Origin of the sequence: Pseudomonas sp. L13 (genome assembly GCF_009935965.1) — a bacterium.
Classification (GTDB): domain Bacteria; phylum Pseudomonadota; class Gammaproteobacteria; order Pseudomonadales; family Pseudomonadaceae; genus Aquipseudomonas; species Aquipseudomonas lactis.
In genome coordinates, this window is sequence record NZ_QODJ01000033.1 from 17,997 (window position 1) to 34,566 (window position 16,570).

Annotated in this window: 18 protein-coding genes and 1 other RNA gene; 8 read left to right on the forward strand and 11 right to left on the reverse strand. The window is 61.2% G+C overall.

The features are described 5' to 3' along the window. Window positions 1-15 precede the first annotated feature (15 nt). Window positions 16-1,158 (forward strand): DegT/DnrJ/EryC1/StrS aminotransferase family protein, encoded by a 1,143-nt coding sequence (locus DK871_RS17225; RefSeq protein WP_161905977.1) that lies wholly within the window; start codon window positions 16-18, stop codon window positions 1,156-1,158. 130 nt (window positions 1,159-1,288) lie between these two features. Here the strand turns inward: DK871_RS17225 and gcvH are convergent, their stop codons facing one another. The 8 genes from gcvH to DK871_RS17265 form a co-directional block, all read right to left on the reverse strand. After that, window positions 1,289-1,672, reverse strand: a complete 384-nt coding sequence (gene gcvH, locus DK871_RS17230) for a glycine cleavage system protein GcvH (RefSeq protein WP_020301818.1) — start codon at window positions 1,670-1,672, stop codon at window positions 1,289-1,291. 52 nt (window positions 1,673-1,724) lie between these two features. Further along, complete coding sequence (gene gcvT, locus DK871_RS17235) at window positions 1,725-2,807, reverse strand: glycine cleavage system aminomethyltransferase GcvT (protein ID WP_003195295.1); 1,083 nt, start codon at window positions 2,805-2,807, stop codon at window positions 1,725-1,727. 156 nt (window positions 2,808-2,963) lie between these two features. Further along, window positions 2,964-4,580, reverse strand: coding sequence for an iron ABC transporter permease (locus DK871_RS17240; protein WP_161905978.1), 1,617 nt, complete (start codon window positions 4,578-4,580; stop codon window positions 2,964-2,966). Between the two features lie 150 nt (window positions 4,581-4,730). Further along, complete coding sequence (locus tag DK871_RS17245; RefSeq protein WP_057975325.1) at window positions 4,731-5,735, reverse strand: extracellular solute-binding protein; 1,005 nt, start codon at window positions 5,733-5,735, stop codon at window positions 4,731-4,733. A gap of 162 nt (window positions 5,736-5,897) precedes the next feature. After that, window positions 5,898-7,115 carry a 2-octaprenyl-3-methyl-6-methoxy-1,4-benzoquinol hydroxylase gene (locus tag DK871_RS17250; protein WP_168220205.1) on the reverse strand — a complete coding sequence of 406 codons (1,218 nt, stop codon included), beginning with the start codon at window positions 7,113-7,115 and terminating at the stop codon, window positions 5,898-5,900. Between the two features lie 60 nt (window positions 7,116-7,175). After that, window positions 7,176-8,363, reverse strand: a complete 1,188-nt coding sequence (gene ubiH / locus DK871_RS17255) for a 2-octaprenyl-6-methoxyphenyl hydroxylase (RefSeq protein ID WP_161905980.1) — start codon at window positions 8,361-8,363, stop codon at window positions 7,176-7,178. Further along, complete coding sequence (gene pepP / locus DK871_RS17260) at window positions 8,360-9,682, reverse strand: Xaa-Pro aminopeptidase (RefSeq protein WP_120247475.1); 1,323 nt, start codon at window positions 9,680-9,682, stop codon at window positions 8,360-8,362. Before pepP ends, ubiH begins: the two co-directional genes overlap by 4 nt. A 20-nt stretch (window positions 9,683-9,702) precedes the next feature. Continuing rightward, complete coding sequence (locus DK871_RS17265; RefSeq protein ID WP_161905982.1) at window positions 9,703-10,260, reverse strand: YecA family protein; 558 nt, start codon at window positions 10,258-10,260, stop codon at window positions 9,703-9,705. A gap of 138 nt (window positions 10,261-10,398) precedes the next feature. Here DK871_RS17265 and DK871_RS17270 point away from each other — a divergent pair, with 138 nt between their 5' ends. The 4 genes from DK871_RS17270 (at window position 10,399) to DK871_RS17285 (ending at window position 11,821) form a co-directional block, all read left to right on the forward strand. Next, a complete protein-coding gene (locus tag DK871_RS17270; RefSeq protein ID WP_003177365.1) occupies window positions 10,399-10,608 on the forward strand; it encodes a TIGR02449 family protein in 210 nt (69 codons plus the stop codon). Further along, the gene (locus tag DK871_RS17275; RefSeq protein ID WP_014720410.1) at window positions 10,605-10,922 is read left to right on the forward strand and encodes a cell division protein ZapA; all 318 of its coding nucleotides are present in this window, start codon (window positions 10,605-10,607) and stop codon (window positions 10,920-10,922) included. The genes DK871_RS17270 and DK871_RS17275 overlap by 4 nt, the downstream gene beginning before the upstream one ends. A gap of 30 nt (window positions 10,923-10,952) precedes the next feature. Then, window positions 10,953-11,131, forward strand: a non-coding RNA gene (ssrS, locus tag DK871_RS17280) — 6S RNA. Between the two features lie 57 nt (window positions 11,132-11,188). Beyond that, the gene (locus DK871_RS17285) at window positions 11,189-11,821 is read left to right on the forward strand and encodes a 5-formyltetrahydrofolate cyclo-ligase (protein WP_161905984.1); all 633 of its coding nucleotides are present in this window, start codon (window positions 11,189-11,191) and stop codon (window positions 11,819-11,821) included. Window positions 11,822-11,830: 9 nt separating this feature from the next. On the opposite strand, the gene DK871_RS28655 is transcribed toward DK871_RS17285, so the two are convergent. Next, entirely contained in the window at window positions 11,831-11,980 is a 150-nt protein-coding gene (locus tag DK871_RS28655; RefSeq protein WP_010207387.1) for a hypothetical protein, read from the reverse strand. 195 nt (window positions 11,981-12,175) lie between these two features. On the opposite strand from DK871_RS28655, the gene DK871_RS17290 reads away from it, so the two are divergent. After that, window positions 12,176-12,625: an EVE domain-containing protein gene (locus DK871_RS17290; RefSeq protein WP_161905986.1), complete on the forward strand. Its 450-nt coding sequence runs from the start codon at window positions 12,176-12,178 to the stop codon at window positions 12,623-12,625. A gap of 110 nt (window positions 12,626-12,735) precedes the next feature. Here DK871_RS17290 and DK871_RS17295 read toward each other — a convergent pair whose 3' ends face one another. Beyond that, window positions 12,736-13,143: a flagellar basal body-associated protein FliL gene (locus DK871_RS17295; RefSeq protein WP_003195317.1), complete on the reverse strand. Its 408-nt coding sequence runs from the start codon at window positions 13,141-13,143 to the stop codon at window positions 12,736-12,738. A 150-nt stretch (window positions 13,144-13,293) separates the two neighbouring features. Here DK871_RS17295 and DK871_RS17300 point away from each other — a divergent pair, with 150 nt between their 5' ends. Together DK871_RS17300 and glpT are read left to right on the forward strand one after the other, a co-directional pair. Next, window positions 13,294-14,271: an NADPH:quinone oxidoreductase family protein gene (locus tag DK871_RS17300; RefSeq protein WP_161905987.1), complete on the forward strand. Its 978-nt coding sequence runs from the start codon at window positions 13,294-13,296 to the stop codon at window positions 14,269-14,271. A gap of 292 nt (window positions 14,272-14,563) precedes the next feature. Continuing rightward, complete coding sequence (glpT, locus tag DK871_RS17305; protein ID WP_161905988.1) at window positions 14,564-15,901, forward strand: glycerol-3-phosphate transporter; 1,338 nt, start codon at window positions 14,564-14,566, stop codon at window positions 15,899-15,901. Here glpT and DK871_RS17310 read toward each other — a convergent pair. Beyond that, window positions 15,898-16,551 (reverse strand): gamma-glutamylcyclotransferase, encoded by a 654-nt coding sequence (locus DK871_RS17310; protein ID WP_161905990.1) that lies wholly within the window; start codon window positions 16,549-16,551, stop codon window positions 15,898-15,900. The two genes, glpT and DK871_RS17310, sit on opposite strands and share 4 nt — an antisense overlap. Between the last annotated feature and the right edge of the window lie 19 nt (window positions 16,552-16,570).

Here is a 16,570-nt window from a genome sequence, read left to right on the forward strand (position 1 = left end):
GATGCCTTCTTCGTCATGAGCCCACAGCCCTTCCTGCCGTTTTCCAAACCTACCATCGATGAAGCCACCATCTCGGCCGTCGGCGATGTTCTGCGTTCCGGCTGGATCACCAGCGGGCCAAAGGTGCAGGCGTTCGAAGCACAGCTGTCAGAGTATTTTGGCGGCCGTCCGGTGCGCACCTTCAACTCGGGCACTTGCACCATGGAGATCGCCTTGCGCATCGCCGGGATCGGGCCTGGGGATGAAGTCATCACCACGCCAATCTCCTGGGTTGCCACGGCCAACGTGATTCTCGAAGTCGGCGCCACTCCGGTCTTTGCCGATATCGACCCGGTGACGCGCAATATCGACCTGGCCCAGGTGGAAGCTGCCATTACCCCGCGCACCAAGGCGATCATCCCGGTCTATCTGGCCGGCTTGCCCCTGGATATGCCGATGCTCTACGCGCTGGCCAACAAGTACAACCTGCGCATTGTCGAAGATGCTGCCCAGGCCTTGGGCTCCAGCTGGGATGGAGAACGCATCGGCGCAACTGGCGACTTCGTGTCCTTCAGCTTCCAGGCGAACAAGAACATTACGTCGTCCGAAGGCGGCTGCCTGGTGTTGAACAATGCCGAGGAGGCCCGTCTGGCAGAGAAGTACCGCCTGCAAGGCGTCACCCGCAGCGGCTTCGATGGCCTGGATGTGGATGTGCTGGGTGGCAAGTTCAACATGACCGACATTGCCGCCGCCATCGGCCTGGGGCAATTTGCGCACATCGAGAAAATCACCGCTCATCGTCAGAACCTGGCACGGCACTACTTCAAATGCTTCGGCAGCAATTTCGAAGCCCAATACGGCGCGCAACTGCCGCCGGCCGACTTCGAAAACAGCAACTGGCACCTGTTCCAACTGGTATTGCCGGAGCGCCAGGATGGCCTGCCAGCCCGTGCGACGTTCATGGAGCAGATGCAGGCCCACGGCGTGGGTATCGGCTATCACTACCCGCCGATCCACCTGCTGAGCCTCTATCGGGCACAGGGTTTCAAGGAAGGCATGTTCCCGGTGGCCGAACGTGTTGGGCGTTTGATCGTGTCGTTGCCGATGTTCACGGCGATGACAGAGGCGGATGTGGAGCGGGCTGTAGCGGCGGTTAAAGCCGTACTGAAAAAAGGCTGATCACAACAAATCAACTGTGGGAGCTGGCTTGCCTGCGATGCTGGCACCTCGGTGTATCGGTGATACCCGGGTGATCCAATCGCAGGCAAGCCAGCTCCCACATTGAGGTGTGCTGTTGCAGCTGTTGCGTTTATTCGCCGATCGCGGCTTTGTAGCCGGCGGCATCCAGCAGTTTGTCCAGCTCGGCCTTGTCGCTTGGCTTGAGCTTGAAGATCCAGGCGCCGTACGGGTCAGAGTTCAACAGCTCAGGACTGCCACCCAATTCTTCGTTGACGGCAAGTACTTCGCCCGCAATCGGCGAGTAAATATCCGAAGCGGCCTTGACCGACTCCACCACGCCCGCCTGGTCTTGAGCGGCAAACACCTTGCCCACTTCGGTCAGTTCAACAAACACCACATCACCCAAAGCTTCCTGTGCATGGTCGGAGATCCCGACGGTCACGGTGCCGTCAGCTTCCAGACGGGCCCATTCGTGACTTTCGGCAAAACGCAGGTCGGCAGGGATATTGCTCATAGTCTGTGTCCTCAAGATGAAATGTCAGCGGCCATTGGCCTGCCGGAATTGGTTAGATCAGGGTTTTGCCATGACGCACGAAGGTCGGCTTGACCACTCGAACCGGATACCACTTGCCGCGGATTTCCACTTCGGCCCGGTCGGCAGTCGCCGTCGGCACACGCGCCAGCGCAATGGATTTGCTTAGCGTAGGCGAGAAACTACCACTGGTGATCTCTCCTTCGCCAACATTGGCGATACGAACCACTTGGTGAGCACGCAGCACACCACGCTCTTCAAGGACGAGCCCGACCAGTTTGAACTGCACGCCGGCTGCTTTTTCTGCTTCCAGCGCAGCGCGGCCAATGAAGTTACGCTCGACAGGTTCCCAGGCGATGCTCCAGGCCATGTTGGCCGCCAGCGGCGAGACCGCCTGGTGAATATCCTGGCCATACAGGTTCATGCCGGCCTCCAGGCGCAAGGTGTCGCGCGCACCGAGACCGATGGGGGAAATGCCAGCGCCCACCAGGTCGTTGAAAAAGCCCGGAGCCTGATCGGCCGGCAGCACGATTTCGAGGCCGTCTTCGCCGGTATAGCCGGTGCGGGCGATATACCAGTCGCCGTCGGCCCGGCCTTCGAACGGTTTGAGCTGATGGATCAGGATGCCACGGGACTGGGTCACCAGTTCGGCGATTTTCTGCCGGGCGTGGGGGCCCTGGATGGCGAGCATGGCCAACTCGGAGCGCTCATGCAGTTGCACTGAGTAGCTGCCCAGTTGCGCCTGCATCCAGGCCATGTCCTGATCGCGCGTGGCGGCGTTGACCACCAAGCGGTAACCGGTTTCGGTGCGGTAGACGATCATGTCATCCACCACCCCGCCCTGCTCGTTGAGCATGGCGCTGTACAACGCTCGGCCACAGCCGTGCAGTCGGTCAACATCATTGGCCAGCAGGTACTGGAGCCATTCCTTGGCCTGGGGGCCGGTGACATCGATCACGGTCATATGAGATACATCGAAGACCCCGCAGTCGCGTCGCACCTGATGGTGTTCTTCAACTTGCGAGCCGTAATGCAAAGGCATATCCCAACCGCCAAAATCGACCATTTTCGCGCCGAGGGCGAGATGCAGGTCATACAGAGGCGTACGCTGTCCCATGGGTTTCTCCTTCCGGGCTTGGCGAAGGCGCGCAGAGCTGCCACTTGCGCCGAACACCTTGTATTACAAGGCCCGCAGCCACATACAGCAGGTCGATCCGAAAGACGGAGCGCACCGAATGCCGCGCATTGTAGCCTCAAGCCGTAGGACTGGCACCTAACCGATTTGCCGAGCCGAGCGGCGGATCAGCCCGATGACCGGCAACAAGCCGACCAGCACAAGGGTCAGCGCCGGCAAAGACGCCCGCGCCCATTCGCCTTCACTGGTCATTTCAAAGATCCGCACCGCCAGGGTGTCCCAGCCAAACGGGCGCATCAGCAAGGTGGCGGGCATTTCCTTGAGCACATCCACGAACACCAGCAGCGCTGCGCTCAACGTGCCCGGCAGCAATAACGGCAGATACACTTTGCAAAACAGTCGTGGGCCGCTCACCCCAAGGCTGCGTGCCGCTTCGGGCAAAGACGGCCGGATGCGCGCCAGGCTGTTTTCCAGCGGCCCATAGGCCACCGCCAGGAACCGCACCAGGTACGCCAGCACCAGTGCCGACAGGCTGCCCAGCAACAGAGGCTTGCCCGCCCCGCCCAGCCAGCCGGAGAGCGGCACCACCAACTCGCGGTCCAGGTAGCTGAACGCCAGCATGATCGACACCGCCAGCACCGAGCCCGGCAAGGCATAGCCGACATTGGCCAGACTGATACCGGAGCGAATCGCGCGGGTCGGTGCAAGACGGTTGGCAAAGGCCAGTATCAGCGCCACGCTGACCGTGATCAGGGCTGCGATCCCGCCCAGGTAGAGGGTATGGATGATCAGCCCGGTGTAACGCTCATCCAGGTCGAAGCGGCCCCGCTGCCAGAACCACGCCACAAGTTGCAGCATCGGAATCACGAATGCACAGGCGAAAACCAGACCGCACCAGGCGCTGGCCGCCAAGGCCTTGAATCCGCGCAAGTGGTACAACGCCTGGCCCCGCGGGCGCTCATTGCTCGGTCGGCTGGCCCCGCGCGCGCGTCGCTCGCCATACAGCACCAGCATCACTACCAGCAGCAGCAAGCTGGCCAGTTGCGCGGCGCTGGACAGGCTGAAAAAGCCGTACCAGGTTTTATAGATAGCGGTGGTGAAGGTATCGAAATTGAACACCGAGACCGCGCCAAAATCCGCCAGCGTCTCCATCAACGCCAGGGCCACACCGGCACCAATCGCTGGTCGCGCCATCGGCAATGCCACGCGCCAGAACGCTTGCCATGGCGATTGCCCCAGCACCCGCGCCGCTTCCATCAAGCCTTTGCCCTGGGCCAGGAACGCGCTACGCGCCAGCAGGTAGACATAGGGATAGAACACCAGCACCAATACGATGACCACGCCGCTGGTGGAGCGCACCCGTGGCAAACGCAGCCCGGTGCCGAACCACTCGCGCAGCAGGGTTTGCACCGGGCCGGCGAAATCCAGCAGGCCCACGAACACGAAGGCCAGCACATAGGCAGGGATTGCAAAGGGCAACATCAATGCCCAGTCGAGCCAGCGCCGCCCGGGGAATTCGCACAGGCTGGTCAGCCAGGCCAGGCTGACACCCAGCAGCGTCACGCCCAGGCCGACGCCGAGCACCAGGGTCAAGGTGTTGCCCAGCAAGCGGGGCATCTGCGTGTCCCAGAGGTGCGCCCAGATCTGTGGGTCGATGCTTTGCCAGGACAGCAGCAGCACGCTCAGCGGCAACAGCACCAGGACGGCGACGCTGAAAACCGGCAGGTACCAGCGACGTTGGGCGGGGTGGGCCAAGGAAAAGCTCTCAGAAAAATAAAGATGTTGAAGCGGCCACTAACCAATGTGGGAGCTGGCTTGCCTGCGATACAAGCACCTCGGTGTATCAGTGATACCGAAGTGATGCAATCGCAGGCAAGCCAGCTCCCACAGTCGAGCGGCGCAGCTTCAGTTCCAGCCAGCGCGATCCATCAGGCGAATCGCCTCGGCCTGGCGCTTGCCTGCCACTTCCACCGGCAAGGTATCGGCCACGAACTTGCCCCAGGTCGCCACTTCCGCCGATGGCGGTACCGCCGGGTTGGCAGGGAATTCCTGGTTGACGTCGGCGAAGATCTTCTGTGCCTCAGGCGTGGTCATCCACTCCACCAGCGCCTTGGCGGCTTCCGGGTGCGGCGCGTGCTGGGTCAGGCCAATGCCGGACAGGTTCACGTGCACACCGCGGTCGCCCTGGTTGGGCCAGAACAATTTCACCGCCAGTTCTGGCTTCTGCTTGTGCAGGCGACCGTAGTAATAGGTGTTGACGATACCCACGTCGCACTGCCCGGCGTTGATGGCCTCCAGCACGGCGATGTCATCGGAGAACACATCGGTGGAAAGGTTATTCACCCAACCCTTGATGATTTCTTCGGTCTTGGCCGCGCCATGGGTTTCGATCAACGTGGCGGTCAGCGACTGGTTATAGACTTTTTTCGCCGTGCGCAGGCACAGGCGGCCTTCCCACTGCTTGTCGGCCAGGGCTTCGTAGGTGGTCAAGTCGCCCGGCTTTACCCGGTCGGTGGAGTAGGCGATCGTTCGCGCACGCAGGCTCAAACCGGTCCAGGCGTGGGCCGATGAGCGATATTGCAGGGGAATATTCTTGTCGATCACAGGCGAGGTGAACGGTTGCAGGATGCCCATCTGTTCGGCCTGCCAGAGGTTGCCTGCGTCAACGGTCAGCAGCAGGTCGGCGGTGGCGTTCTCGCCCTCGGCCTTGATGCGCTGCATCAACGGGGCTTCCTTGTCGGTGATGAACTTGACCTGTACGCCGGTCTTTTTGGTGTAGGCGTCGAACACTGGCTTGATCAGCTCGTCGATACGCGAGGAGTAGACCACGACTTCGTCGGCCGCCTGCACGGTGGTGCTGCCGATCAGGGTGAGTGCCAGGGCAGTCAGGAGGCGCTTGGGTGCCAACATGGGTGCGGTCTCTCATTTGCAAATGGAGGGCAAATGATAAGGACTCACATTTGGTAACGCTTGGTGGAGGCGTTACCAGATGTTGCACAGCCAGAATATGCGCTGGAGCTGACGGCCTCATCGCGGGCAAGCCCGGCTCCCACAGAGGGTTGTATTGTCAGTTCAGGGTTTGGCGAGTTCGGGGAGATCGCCCGTCAATCCGAGTGCCTGGCGCACAAACACGGCTTTGGCTTCGGGCATCTGGTCGACGATTTTCAAACCCGCGTTGCGCAACCAGCGCAGCGGCAGTTGATCGGCCTGGAACAAGCGCTCAAAGCCTTCCATCGCCGCCATCAGCGCCAGGTTATGGGGCATGCGGCGCCGCTCGTAACGGCTCAGCACTTTCACATCGGCCAGGCGCTCGCCGCGCTCGGTCGCCGCCAACAGCACTTCGGCCAGCACGGCTGCATCGAGGAAACCCAGGTTGACGCCCTGCCCCGCCAACGGGTGGATGACGTGGGCGGCGTCGCCGATCAACGCCAGGCCTTCGGCCACATAGCGTTTGGCATGGCGCTGGCGCAACGGTACGCACACACGCGGGTCAGCACTGACCACGGTGCCCAGGCGCCCTTCGAAGGCACGTTCCAGTTCGCGGCAGAAGCGTTCATCATCCAGCGCCATCAAGCGCTCGGACTCAGCAGGCGTGGTCGACCAGACAATCGAACACCAGTCTTCCTGCCCATCGCGCACCAGCGGCAGGAACGCCAACGGGCCGGTGTCGGTGAAGCGTTGCCACGCGGTGCGCTGGTGCGGCTGGCTGCTGCGCACGCTGGTGACGATGGCGTTATGCAGGTAATCCCATTCGCGGGTGGGTGTACCGGTCAGGCGGCGTACGGCGGAGTTGGCACCGTCGGCGGCCACCACCAGCGGTGCGCGCAGCTTGCGGCCGTCGGCCAGGGTCAGCAACCAGTCATCGCCAGAGCGGCGCATTTGTTCCAGGCGCGCATTGGCCAGCAGGCCGAGGTCGCAGTCATGCAGGCGATCGAGCAAAGCATCCTGCACCACGCGGTTCTCGACGATATGCCCAAGCACCTCGGCATGCACACTGGCCGCCGAGAAGTGGATCTGCCCGGTGCCGCTGCCGTCCCATACCTGCATTTCGCCGTAGGGGCTGGCACGCCGCTCTACGATGCCGTCCCACACACCCAGGCGCTCAAGAATGCGCTGGCTGGCCGCCGACAACGCGCTCACCCGCGGTTCAAACGCCGCAGCCGGCTCAAACGGCTTGACGCTCAACGGGCTGCCGTCGAGCAGCAGCACCTGCAGGCCACTGCCCTGTAACGCCAGCGCCAGGGCGCTTCCGACCATTCCGGCCCCGACAATCAGCACATCTGCGCGCATGTCCATATTCAAGCCTTATCTCGTGTGCGGCACAGGCCGCAAGTAAAGGTGTGGTCCGCTTCAAACATCGGAACGCGTGCCCAGGCCCATGGCCTGACGGGCGAACCAGCGTTTGGCCGGGGGCAACAGGTCGAGGCCGAGCAAGCCCATATTGCGGCCCAGCGCCACCAATGGCTGAGCACTGCCGAACAGGCGCGTGACCTGGTCGGAGAAGCCTACGGTGAGTTGCTGGTCCAGGCGCTGACGCTCGCGATAGCCTTGCAACGTCGCCAAGTCACCCGGCACGGCCGGCCCAGCCAACAGGGCTTCGGCCAAGGCATTGGCATCGCGCAGGGACAGGTTGAACCCCTGCCCGGCAATCGGGTGCAGGCTGTGGGCGGCATTGCCGAGGACGGCCAGGTGCGAGCGCACTTGCTCTTCGGCTTCCACCAGGGTCAACGGGTACAGGTGGCGGGCGCCCACTTGTTTGAGGGTGCCCAGGCGATACCCGAATACACCCTGCAGTTCGCTCAGGAAGCTACGCTCGTCGAGGCTGGCCAGGCGCTGGGCGTCCATGCCGATGCGGGTCCAGACCAGCGCGCAGCGGTTGTCCGGCAGCGGCAGCAAGGCCATGGGGCCTTCATCGGTAAAGCGCTCGAACGCCTCGCCATTGTGGGCTTCGCTCGGGGTGATGTTGGCGATCAACGCGCTCTGGTTGTAGGGCCGGGTTTTCACGCCAATGCCCAGTTGCTCACGCAAGCCGGAACGGCCGCCATCGGCCAGTACCGCAAGGTCGCATTCCAGTACGGTTTCATCGTTGAGGGTCAGGCGATAGCCATCGGGCAGCGGCTCCATGCGCGTGACTTCCGCCGGGCATCGCCAGCTCACCACGTCCTTGTCCAAGCCTTGCCATAGGCATTGGCCGAGCCAGGCGTTTTCCACCACATAACCCAGGGCCGGCACGCCCTCCTCCATCGCGGACAAGCGTGCGGTGGAGAAACGCCCACGGTCTGACACGTGGATCTGCTTGATCGGCTCGGCGCGCCGGGAAATGGCTTGCCACAGGCCCAGCCGCTGGTAAATCTGGCGTGCGCCAAACGACAGCGCAGAAGAGCGCGCATCGTAGCTCGGCTGGTAGCTGTCGCCCGGTGCAAAGGGTTCGATCAGCACGATCTTCCAGCCCCGCGCCTTGGCCCCCGCTTGCAATGCCAGGGCCAGGCTGGCGCCCACCAGGCCGCCGCCGATAATCGCCAGGTTGACCCGGCTCATCGGGCAGCCGCCATCAACGCTTCGATCTCGGCAACGGTCTTGGGCACGCCGCCGGTCAGGATTTCACAGCCTTGCTTGGTCACTACCACGTCGTCCTCGATGCGCACGCCAATGCCACGCCATTTCTTTGCCACAGTCTGGTTGTCCGGGGAAATATAGATGCCCGGCTCCACGGTCAAGGCCATGCCCACTTCCAGCACGCGCCATTCACCGCCCACTTTGTACTCGCCCACATCATGCACATCCATGCCCAGCCAGTGGCCAGCACGGTGCATGTAGAAGGCGCGGTAGGCTTCGCTGGCGATCAGCTCATCAACGTCGCCCTGCAACAACCCCAGCTTCACCAGGCCGGCGGTGATGACCTGCACGGTCGCCTCGTGGGCCTGGTTCCAATGTTTGTTCGGCGCGATCTGCTTGAAGGCGGCTTCCTGGGAGGCCAGCACAATCTCGTAGATCGCCTTCTGCTCGGGCGAAAACTTGCCGTTGACCGGCCAGGTACGGGTGATGTCACTCGCGTAGCAGTCGATCTCACACCCGGCGTCGATCAGCACCAGGTCGCCGTCCTTGAGCACCGCGTCATTCTGCTGGTAATGCAGGATGCAGCTGTTGCGCCCGGCGGCGACGATGGAGCCATAGGCCGGCATCTTCGCGCCGCCTTTGCGAAACTCGTAATCCAGCTCGGCTTCCAGGCTGAACTCATGCAGGCCGGCACGGCTGGCCTGCATCGCCCGCACATGGGCTGCACAGGAAATTCGCGCCGCCTCGCGCATCACCCTCACTTCTGCTGCCGATTTATACAGGCGCATATCGTGAAGCAAATGATCCAGGGCAACGAATTCGTTCGGCGGCTGGGCGCCCAGGTGCGCTTTGGAACGGATCACGTTGATCCACTCCATCACATGCCGGTCGAACTCGGCATTGCTGCCCATGGCCGAGTACACGCGGTCGCGGCCTTCGATCAGGCCGGGCAGGATGTCGTCAATATCGGTAATGGGGAATGCGTCGTCAGCGCCAAAGTCGCGGATCGCGCCCTCGGTGCCGGCACGCAGGCCGTCCCACAATTCGCGCTCGGCATTGCGCTCGCGGCAGAACAGCACGTACTCGCCGTGCTGGCGACCGGGCATCAGCACGATCACCGCTTCGGGCTCGGGAAAACCGCTCAGGTACTGGAAGTCGCTGTCCTGGCGGTAGACATGCTCGACATCGCGGTTGCGGATGGCCACGGCGGCGGCCGGCAGGATCGCGATGCTGTTGGGTTCCATCTGCGCCATGAGCGCCTTGCGGCGCCGGGTGTATTCCGCTTTGGGGATATGGATCATGGGCAGATGGGTGTCCTTTCTCAGTGCAGCGACGGCTTGGGCGCGGCGGGCTCAGCGGACTTGCGGGTCTCGGCGAACAGCAGCAGCGGCGCGACGCGCAGGTATTCCATGACTTCCATGTAGTCGCCTTCGCCGTCTTCGGATTCTTCCAGGGCGTCTTGCACCTGGGAGATGGCCGCCAGGTCCTGCAGCACTTCCTTGGCGTCGGTGCTCAGCTCCAGGCCGCCGGCATTCACGCCGAAACCGTGGAGGAAACCCTGGCACCATTGGCCCAGCGCGGCGGCGCGGTCAGCCAGCGGGGCGTCGTCGGTAGGCAATAGCAGGACCACGGTGACGTCATCACCGGTCAGCTCGCCCTTGACCATTTCTTGCAAGCCGATCAATGCGTTACGCACATTGTCGGTGGGTTCGGTTTCCAGCAGCTCGGCCACATCGGCCAGCCAGTTGTCGGCATCAAAGCCCACGCCGGTGCAACTGCGGCCCAGCAGCACGCCGTGCAGTTCAGCAGGCGAGCATGGATGGCCGCTGGTGCTCAGCAGTTTGGAAAAAGCGTCGTAAGGGGAATTCTGAATGGGCATGGTGAGCTAGGCGCCAGACGGCGCAATGTCTAGAATGGAGCGCTGTATCCTAGCACCGGCAGACGCACCAAGACTATCGAGGGCGTCAGATCGTTTATCCTGCAGTTGCCATTCATCAGACAAATCCAGTGGAACCCAATGGAAGACACCGACCTGCAAGCGCTGATGGCCAGACTCGAACTGCTAATTGATCGGGTCGAGCAACTTAAGAGCCAAAACGGACTCCTATTAGCTCAGGAAAAGACCTGGCGCGAGGAACGCGCTCACCTCATTGAAAAAAACGAAATCGCCCGGCGTAAGGTCGAATCGATGATTTCGCGCCTGAAGGCCCTGGAGCAAGACTCATGAGTTCAAGCAATAGCGTTACCGTGCAGATCCTCGACAAAGAATATTCGATCATCTGCCCCCAGGAAGAACGCAGCAACCTGGTGAGCGCTGCCCGCTACCTGGACGGCAAGATGCGCGAAATCCGCAGCAGCGGCAAAGTGATCGGCGCCGACCGCATCGCCGTAATGGCCGCGCTGAATATTACCCACGACCTGCTGCATAAGCAGGAGCGCCCTGACGTACAGGCCAGCGGCTCAACGCGCGAGCAGGTGCGTGACCTGCTTGATCGCGTGGATCTGGTGCTTTCCACCGATTCAGACACACCCAAGGGCTGATTGCCGAGCAGGTTTAAGGTATACTCGCCCCACTCCCTGGCGTGTTTGCCAGTCGGCGATGTCCCTGAGCCGATTCGCACTACCCTGGAAGTTGCACGTTGGGCTGGTGTGCATGTCCGCTAGACGGAAAGCCTTAAAGCCTACTGCTTCTTCCACCTTGAACTTTCGGGTTCAAGGGCTAAGTCGACAGCGGCTCTGTCGGGGAGCCTGAATTCCCAAACTCAATGCCAGTCCCCGGACTGGCATTGTTTTATGAGCCGAAAATCATGACCGAACCTGCGCCGCTATCTCGTCCGCACCTTCGACGCATGTTGCGCAAGGCCCGTCGCGCCCTCACGCCAAGCGAGCAGCGCCAGGCCGCTCACGGTCTTTACCGGCAACTGGCACAGCACCCACTGTTTCGCCGGGCCAAACATATCTCTTTATATCTGCCCACGGACGGTGAAATCGATCCGCGCCTGCTGCTGCGTGCAGCCCAGCGCCGCGGCAAAGCCACTTACCTGCCGGTGCTCAGCGCCTGGCCGCGCACCAAGATGGTGTTCCAGCGCGTACGGCCTGGGGATAAGTTGCTGCCCAACCGCTTTCGCATCCTTGAGCCACGGGTCAATGCCCGTCGCCAGCGCAAAGTCTGGGCGCTGGACCTGGTGTTATTGCCGTTGGTAGGGTTCGATGATGCAGGTGGGCGCCTGGGCATGGGCGGCGGGTTTTACGACCGCAGCCTGGCCTATCTTGCTCAGCGCCAGAGCTGGCGCAAGCCAACGCTGCTGGGGCTGGCCCATGAATGCCAGAAAGTCGAACGCCTGGCGCAGGCAAGCTGGGATGTACCGTTGGCGGGGACGGTGACTGATAAGCAGTGGTATGTCGCACAAACGCCGCTGGAAACAGCGGCGCCTTGGTGAGTGCTTGAGTTAACGCTTGAACGGTTGTGGCTGCTGCTGAGCCAGTTCAACCGGTGCATCGGTCTTGTTCGACCACAGGCTTTGGGCATAACCGGTGGTCACGACGCCCAGACCAAACAAAATAACCAAAATCCATAGTAAATCCGGCTTACGTTGCATCGATTGCCCCCCTTTCAGGCACCTCGTACACGATGACAACAACGTTCCAAAGTAGTCCGTTGCAGCTGCGTCAAGCTTAAAAGCGCGCATTCTGCGGTAACGTGAACCAACACGCAAACCTTGACGCCAACCGACTGTCGGTTTGTCACGGGATTGCCCGACAACTTGCCCAATGCCTTTTTCAGGAGCCCCATAATGGCCTACTGGCTGATGAAATCCGAGCCCGACGAACTCTCCATCAACGGCCTGGAAAAGCTCGGCGAAGCGCGCTGGGACGGGGTACGCAACTATCAGGCGCGCAACTTTTTGCGCACCATGGTCGTGGGGGACGAGTTTTTCTTTTACCACTCCAGCTGCCCGGAGCCTGGGATTGCCGGCATAGGCAAAGTCATCCGGGCCGCCTATCCGGACCCCACTGCGCTGGAACCCGAAAGCCACTATTTCGACGCCAAGGCTACAACGGAGAAAAACCCGTGGAGTGCGATCGATGTCGCCCATGTGCAGACCTTCCCCAAGGTGCTGGGGCTCGGCTATCTAAAGCAGCAAACCGCACTGGCTGAAATGCCGCTGGTGCAAAAGGGCAGCCGGCTTTCGGTCATGGCGGTCACACCGGAACAGTGGGCGGCGGTCCTTCAGTTGCTTTAACTGGCCCGGGCTTCTTGTAGGAGCGAGCTTGCTCGCGAAAAACTCACAGGCGCCGCGTTTATTCAGGAAGCACGCGTTATCGTTGACGTTTTTCGCGAGCAAGCTCGCTCCTACTGGATAATCAGGTTGTTGAACAGCAGGTCTTCCACCACCGGCTTGCCGGTTTCATCGTTCATCACCTGCTGCGTTTGCTTCAACGCCTCTTGGCGCAGCTTTTCCTTGCCCTCCACACTGCTCATGGTCTCGTTGGTCTGCTGGGTAAACAGCGCCACCAGTTGGTTACGAATCAACGGATCGTTGGCCTTGACCAACTTCGCCGCTTCTTCACCGGTCACGCGCAGGGCAATGTCGGCCTTGTAGACCTTGAGCTTGGCGGTGCCATCCAGGCCGTAATTGCCCACGAACGGCGGGCTCAGGCTGATATAGCTGACCTTCGGCGCCTCGCCCTCTTTGGCCTCTTCGGCCTGGGCTGCCATCGGCAAGGTCAGGGCCAGCATCAACAGGATCCACGCTTTCACAGTTCATTCCTCGAATTCGGTTGCCGAGTAGCATAACGCTAGCAAGGCTGAGCACAAGCTTATGGGGGCTTATCAGGCGCGGGCATGCTCGTTGACCCACGGGCGTTCCCTCCTACACTTATCGGCCACGACGCCAAAAGGAATAGTCCGATGAAAGCTGTGCTGTGCAAAGCCTTCGGCCCCGCCGAAACCCTGGTGCTGGAAGAGATCGCCAGCCCCGCGATCAAGAAGAACGAAATCCTGTTGGACGTGCACGCGGCCGGAGTGAATTTCCCGGACACCCTTATCATCGAAGGCAAATACCAGTTCAAGCCGCCCTTTCCGTTCTCACCCGGCGGCGAAGCGGCGGGCGTGGTCAGTGAAGTGGGTGAGAAAGTCAGCCACCTGAAAGTCGGCGACCGTGTGATGGCGTTGACCGGCTGGGGCAGCTTTGCCGAACAGGTCGCGGTGCCCGGCTACAACGTGCTGCCAATCCCGCCGAGCATGGACTTCAACATTGCCGCCGCCTTCAGCATGACCTACGGCACCTCCATGCACGCGCTGAAACAACGCGCCAACCTGCAACCCGGCGAGACTTTGTTGGTGCTTGGCGCGTCCGGCGGCGTGGGCCTGGCTGCCGTAGAGATTGGCAAGGCCATGGGCGCCCGGGTGATTGCCGCCGCCAGCAGCGCCGACAAGCTCGCAGTGGCCAAGGCGGCCGGCGCCGATGAGCTGATCAACTACAGCGAAGCCAACCTCAAGGATGAGGTCAAGCGCCTGACCGATGGCAATGGCGCTGATGTCATCTACGACCCGGTGGGTGGTGACCTGTTTGACCAAGCCGTTCGTTCGATCGCCTGGAATGGGCGCCTGTTAGTGGTGGGTTTCGCCAGCGGGCGTATTCCTGAACTGCCGGTGAACCTGGCGTTGCTCAAGGGCGCAGCGGTGGTCGGGGTGTTCTGGGGCTCGTTTGCCCAGCGTCAGCCACAGGACAATGCGGCGAATTTCCAGCAATTGTTCACCTGGTATGGCGAGGGCAAGCTCAAGCCGCTGGTGTCGCAGGTGTATCCGCTGGAACAGGCGGCACAGGCGATCAATGATCTGGGGCAGCGTAAGGCGGTGGGTAAAATAGTTGTCCAAACCCGATAACACACCTGAAATGCAATCCATGTGGGAGCTGGCTTGCCTGCGATAGCGGTGGGTCAGCTGCTACAGATGTACCTGAAAGACCGCCATCGCAGGCAAGCCAGCTCCCACAGTTGATCTGTGTTGGCTCTGAGGAATTCGTTACGACCACACCTTATCTATTAGCGACATGTTCGTAAAAGAACATGCAATTGCTCATGTTTCCTGTGTTTGCGGATAAGAGGCGATGCTATTTTCGGTAACGAAACTGTAACATTCGCATCCGCAGTCAAAACAAGAAATTTGGAGCTCTTGAATGTTTGCTTTCTTTCGACCTGCCGCACACCAGGCGCCCCTGCCTGAAGAAAAAATAGACAGTACCTACCGACGACTGCGCTGGCAGATCTTCGCGGGTATTTTCTTCGGTTACGCCGGCTACTACCTGCTGCGTAAAAATTTCTCCCTGGCCATGCCTTACCTGATCGACGAGGGTTACACCCGTGGCGAACTGGGCCTGGCGATGTCGGCGATTGCGATTGCCTACGGCTTGTCCAAATTCCTGATGGGCCTGGTGTCCGACCGCTCCAACCCACGCTATTTCCTGCCCTTTGGCCTGCTGGTTTCGGCGGGGGTGATGTTCATTTTCGGTTTCGCGCCTTGGGCAACGTCCAGCGTGACCATGATGTTCATTTTGCTGTTCATCAACGGCTGGGCCCAGGGCATGGGCTGGCCGCCAAGTGGGCGGACCATGGTGCACTGGTGGTCGCAGAAAGAACGCGGCGGCGTGGTGTCCGTGTGGAACGTTGCGCATAACGTCGGCGGTGGCTTGATCGGCCCACTGTTCCTGCTGGGCATGGCGTGGTTCAACGACTGGCATGCGGCGTTCTACGTGCCGGCCACCGTGGCCCTGGCAGTGGCGGCGTTTGCCTTCATCACCATGCGCGACACCCCGCAATCGGTGGGCCTGCCGCCTATCGAGAAATACAAGAACGACTACCCAGAAGGCTACGACGCCAGCCACGAAGACGAATTCAGTGCCAAGGAAATCTTCGTCAAATACGTGCTGCGCAACAAAATGCTCTGGTACATCGCCTTCGCCAACGTGTTTGTCTATCTGCTGCGCTATGGCGTACTGGACTGGGCGCCCACCTATTTGAAAGAAGCCAAGCACTTCACCGTCGATAAGTCGTCCTGGGCGTACTTCTTCTACGAGTGGGCAGGCATTCCGGGCACGCTGCTGTGCGGCTGGATGTCGGACAAGATCTTCCGTGGCAACCGCGGCCTGACCGGCATCGTGTTCATGGCCCTGGTGACCGTGGCAACCCTGGTTTACTGGCTCAACCCGCCGGGCAACCCGATGATCGACATGATTGCGCTGTTCTCCATCGGCTTCCTGATCTACGGCCCGGTGATGCTGATCGGCCTGCAGGCACTGGAGCTGGCACCGAAGAAAGCCGCCGGCACCGCAGCAGGCTTCACCGGTTTGTTCGGTTACCTGGGCGGTTCGGTAGCGGCCAGTGCGGCCATGGGCTACACGGTTGACCATTTCGGCTGGAACGGTGGTTTCGTACTGCTGATTGGCGCCTGCGTACTGGCGATCGCATTCCTGATCCCTACGTTGTGGCACACCAACAGCGTCAGCTCGGCGCGTTAACCGCCCAGGCAATCCTTGGCACAACGCTTGAGCCGCGCCTCCAGGTTTTTATCTGGCATGGCGTGGCTACGCAGGGCGTTCACGGTCTGCTCGACATAATCGCGAGTGGTGCCGTAACGCCCGCAAGCGCTTTGCAGCACATGATTAAGCACGATATCGGGCAAGTTGCCGGCATAGCTGGGCAAATGCCGCTCCAGCACGAACCCTAACGCCTGCACGGTACTGCCATCTTGCAATCGGCAGCTGAGCCAGTGCGGTCGGTAAGAGGGGTAAGGCATCTCGCGCTGCCACAGGGCATACAGCGAGGCCTCCAACTGGTCTTCCGGCAAACGGTAGGCAAACCCGCTGCAGGAGCCACCGCGATCCAGCCCGAACACCAACCCCGGCAACTCCGGCGTACCCCGATGCTCATGGGACCACAGGTACAAGCCCCGGTGATAACCGTGGACCCGCGCCCGTACGCGCTCGGTGGATGAACATTCAGGGCGCCAGATCAGCGAACCATAAGCAAATAGCCACACCGGCCCACCCTTATGCCGAGCCATGGTGGCTTGCATCGAGCTCATTAACTGTTCGTGGGTGAGTTGCGGCCCAAGATCGAGTCGCGGAGGGTAAGCCAATTGCAGAAGATCGGTTTCAATGACGGTCATGGCGAAATGCGGTGCGCCT

Excerpts from the sequence above, each read along its gene's own strand:
- DK871_RS17245 (WP_057975325.1), bottom strand. The coding sequence starts at position 5,735 with ATGTTGGCACCCAAGCGCCTCCTGACTGCCCTGGCACTCACCCTGATC.
- gcvH (WP_020301818.1), bottom strand. The coding sequence starts at position 1,672 with ATGAGCAATATCCCTGCCGACCTGCGTTTTGCCGAAAGTCACGAATGG.
- DK871_RS17275 (WP_014720410.1), top strand. The coding sequence starts at position 10,605 with ATGAGTTCAAGCAATAGCGTTACCGTGCAGATCCTCGACAAAGAATAT.
- DK871_RS28655 (WP_010207387.1), bottom strand. The coding sequence starts at position 11,980 with ATGCAACGTAAGCCGGATTTACTATGGATTTTGGTTATTTTGTTTGGT.
- DK871_RS17290 (WP_161905986.1), top strand. The coding sequence starts at position 12,176 with ATGGCCTACTGGCTGATGAAATCCGAGCCCGACGAACTCTCCATCAAC.
- DK871_RS17225 (WP_161905977.1), top strand. The coding sequence starts at position 16 with ATGAGCCCACAGCCCTTCCTGCCGTTTTCCAAACCTACCATCGATGAA.
- DK871_RS17310 (WP_161905990.1), bottom strand. The coding sequence starts at position 16,551 with ATGACCGTCATTGAAACCGATCTTCTGCAATTGGCTTACCCTCCGCGA.
- ubiH (WP_161905980.1), bottom strand. The coding sequence starts at position 8,363 with ATGAGCCGGGTCAACCTGGCGATTATCGGCGGCGGCCTGGTGGGCGCC.
- pepP (WP_120247475.1), bottom strand. The coding sequence starts at position 9,682 with ATGATCCATATCCCCAAAGCGGAATACACCCGGCGCCGCAAGGCGCTC.
- DK871_RS17250 (WP_168220205.1), bottom strand. The coding sequence starts at position 7,115 with ATGCGCGCAGATGTGCTGATTGTCGGGGCCGGAATGGTCGGAAGCGCC.
- DK871_RS17300 (WP_161905987.1), top strand. The coding sequence starts at position 13,294 with ATGAAAGCTGTGCTGTGCAAAGCCTTCGGCCCCGCCGAAACCCTGGTG.
- DK871_RS17265 (WP_161905982.1), bottom strand. The coding sequence starts at position 10,260 with ATGCCCATTCAGAATTCCCCTTACGACGCTTTTTCCAAACTGCTGAGC.
- DK871_RS17285 (WP_161905984.1), top strand. The coding sequence starts at position 11,189 with ATGACCGAACCTGCGCCGCTATCTCGTCCGCACCTTCGACGCATGTTG.
- DK871_RS17270 (WP_003177365.1), top strand. The coding sequence starts at position 10,399 with ATGGAAGACACCGACCTGCAAGCGCTGATGGCCAGACTCGAACTGCTA.
- gcvT (WP_003195295.1), bottom strand. The coding sequence starts at position 2,807 with ATGGGACAGCGTACGCCTCTGTATGACCTGCATCTCGCCCTCGGCGCG.
- glpT (WP_161905988.1), top strand. The coding sequence starts at position 14,564 with ATGTTTGCTTTCTTTCGACCTGCCGCACACCAGGCGCCCCTGCCTGAA.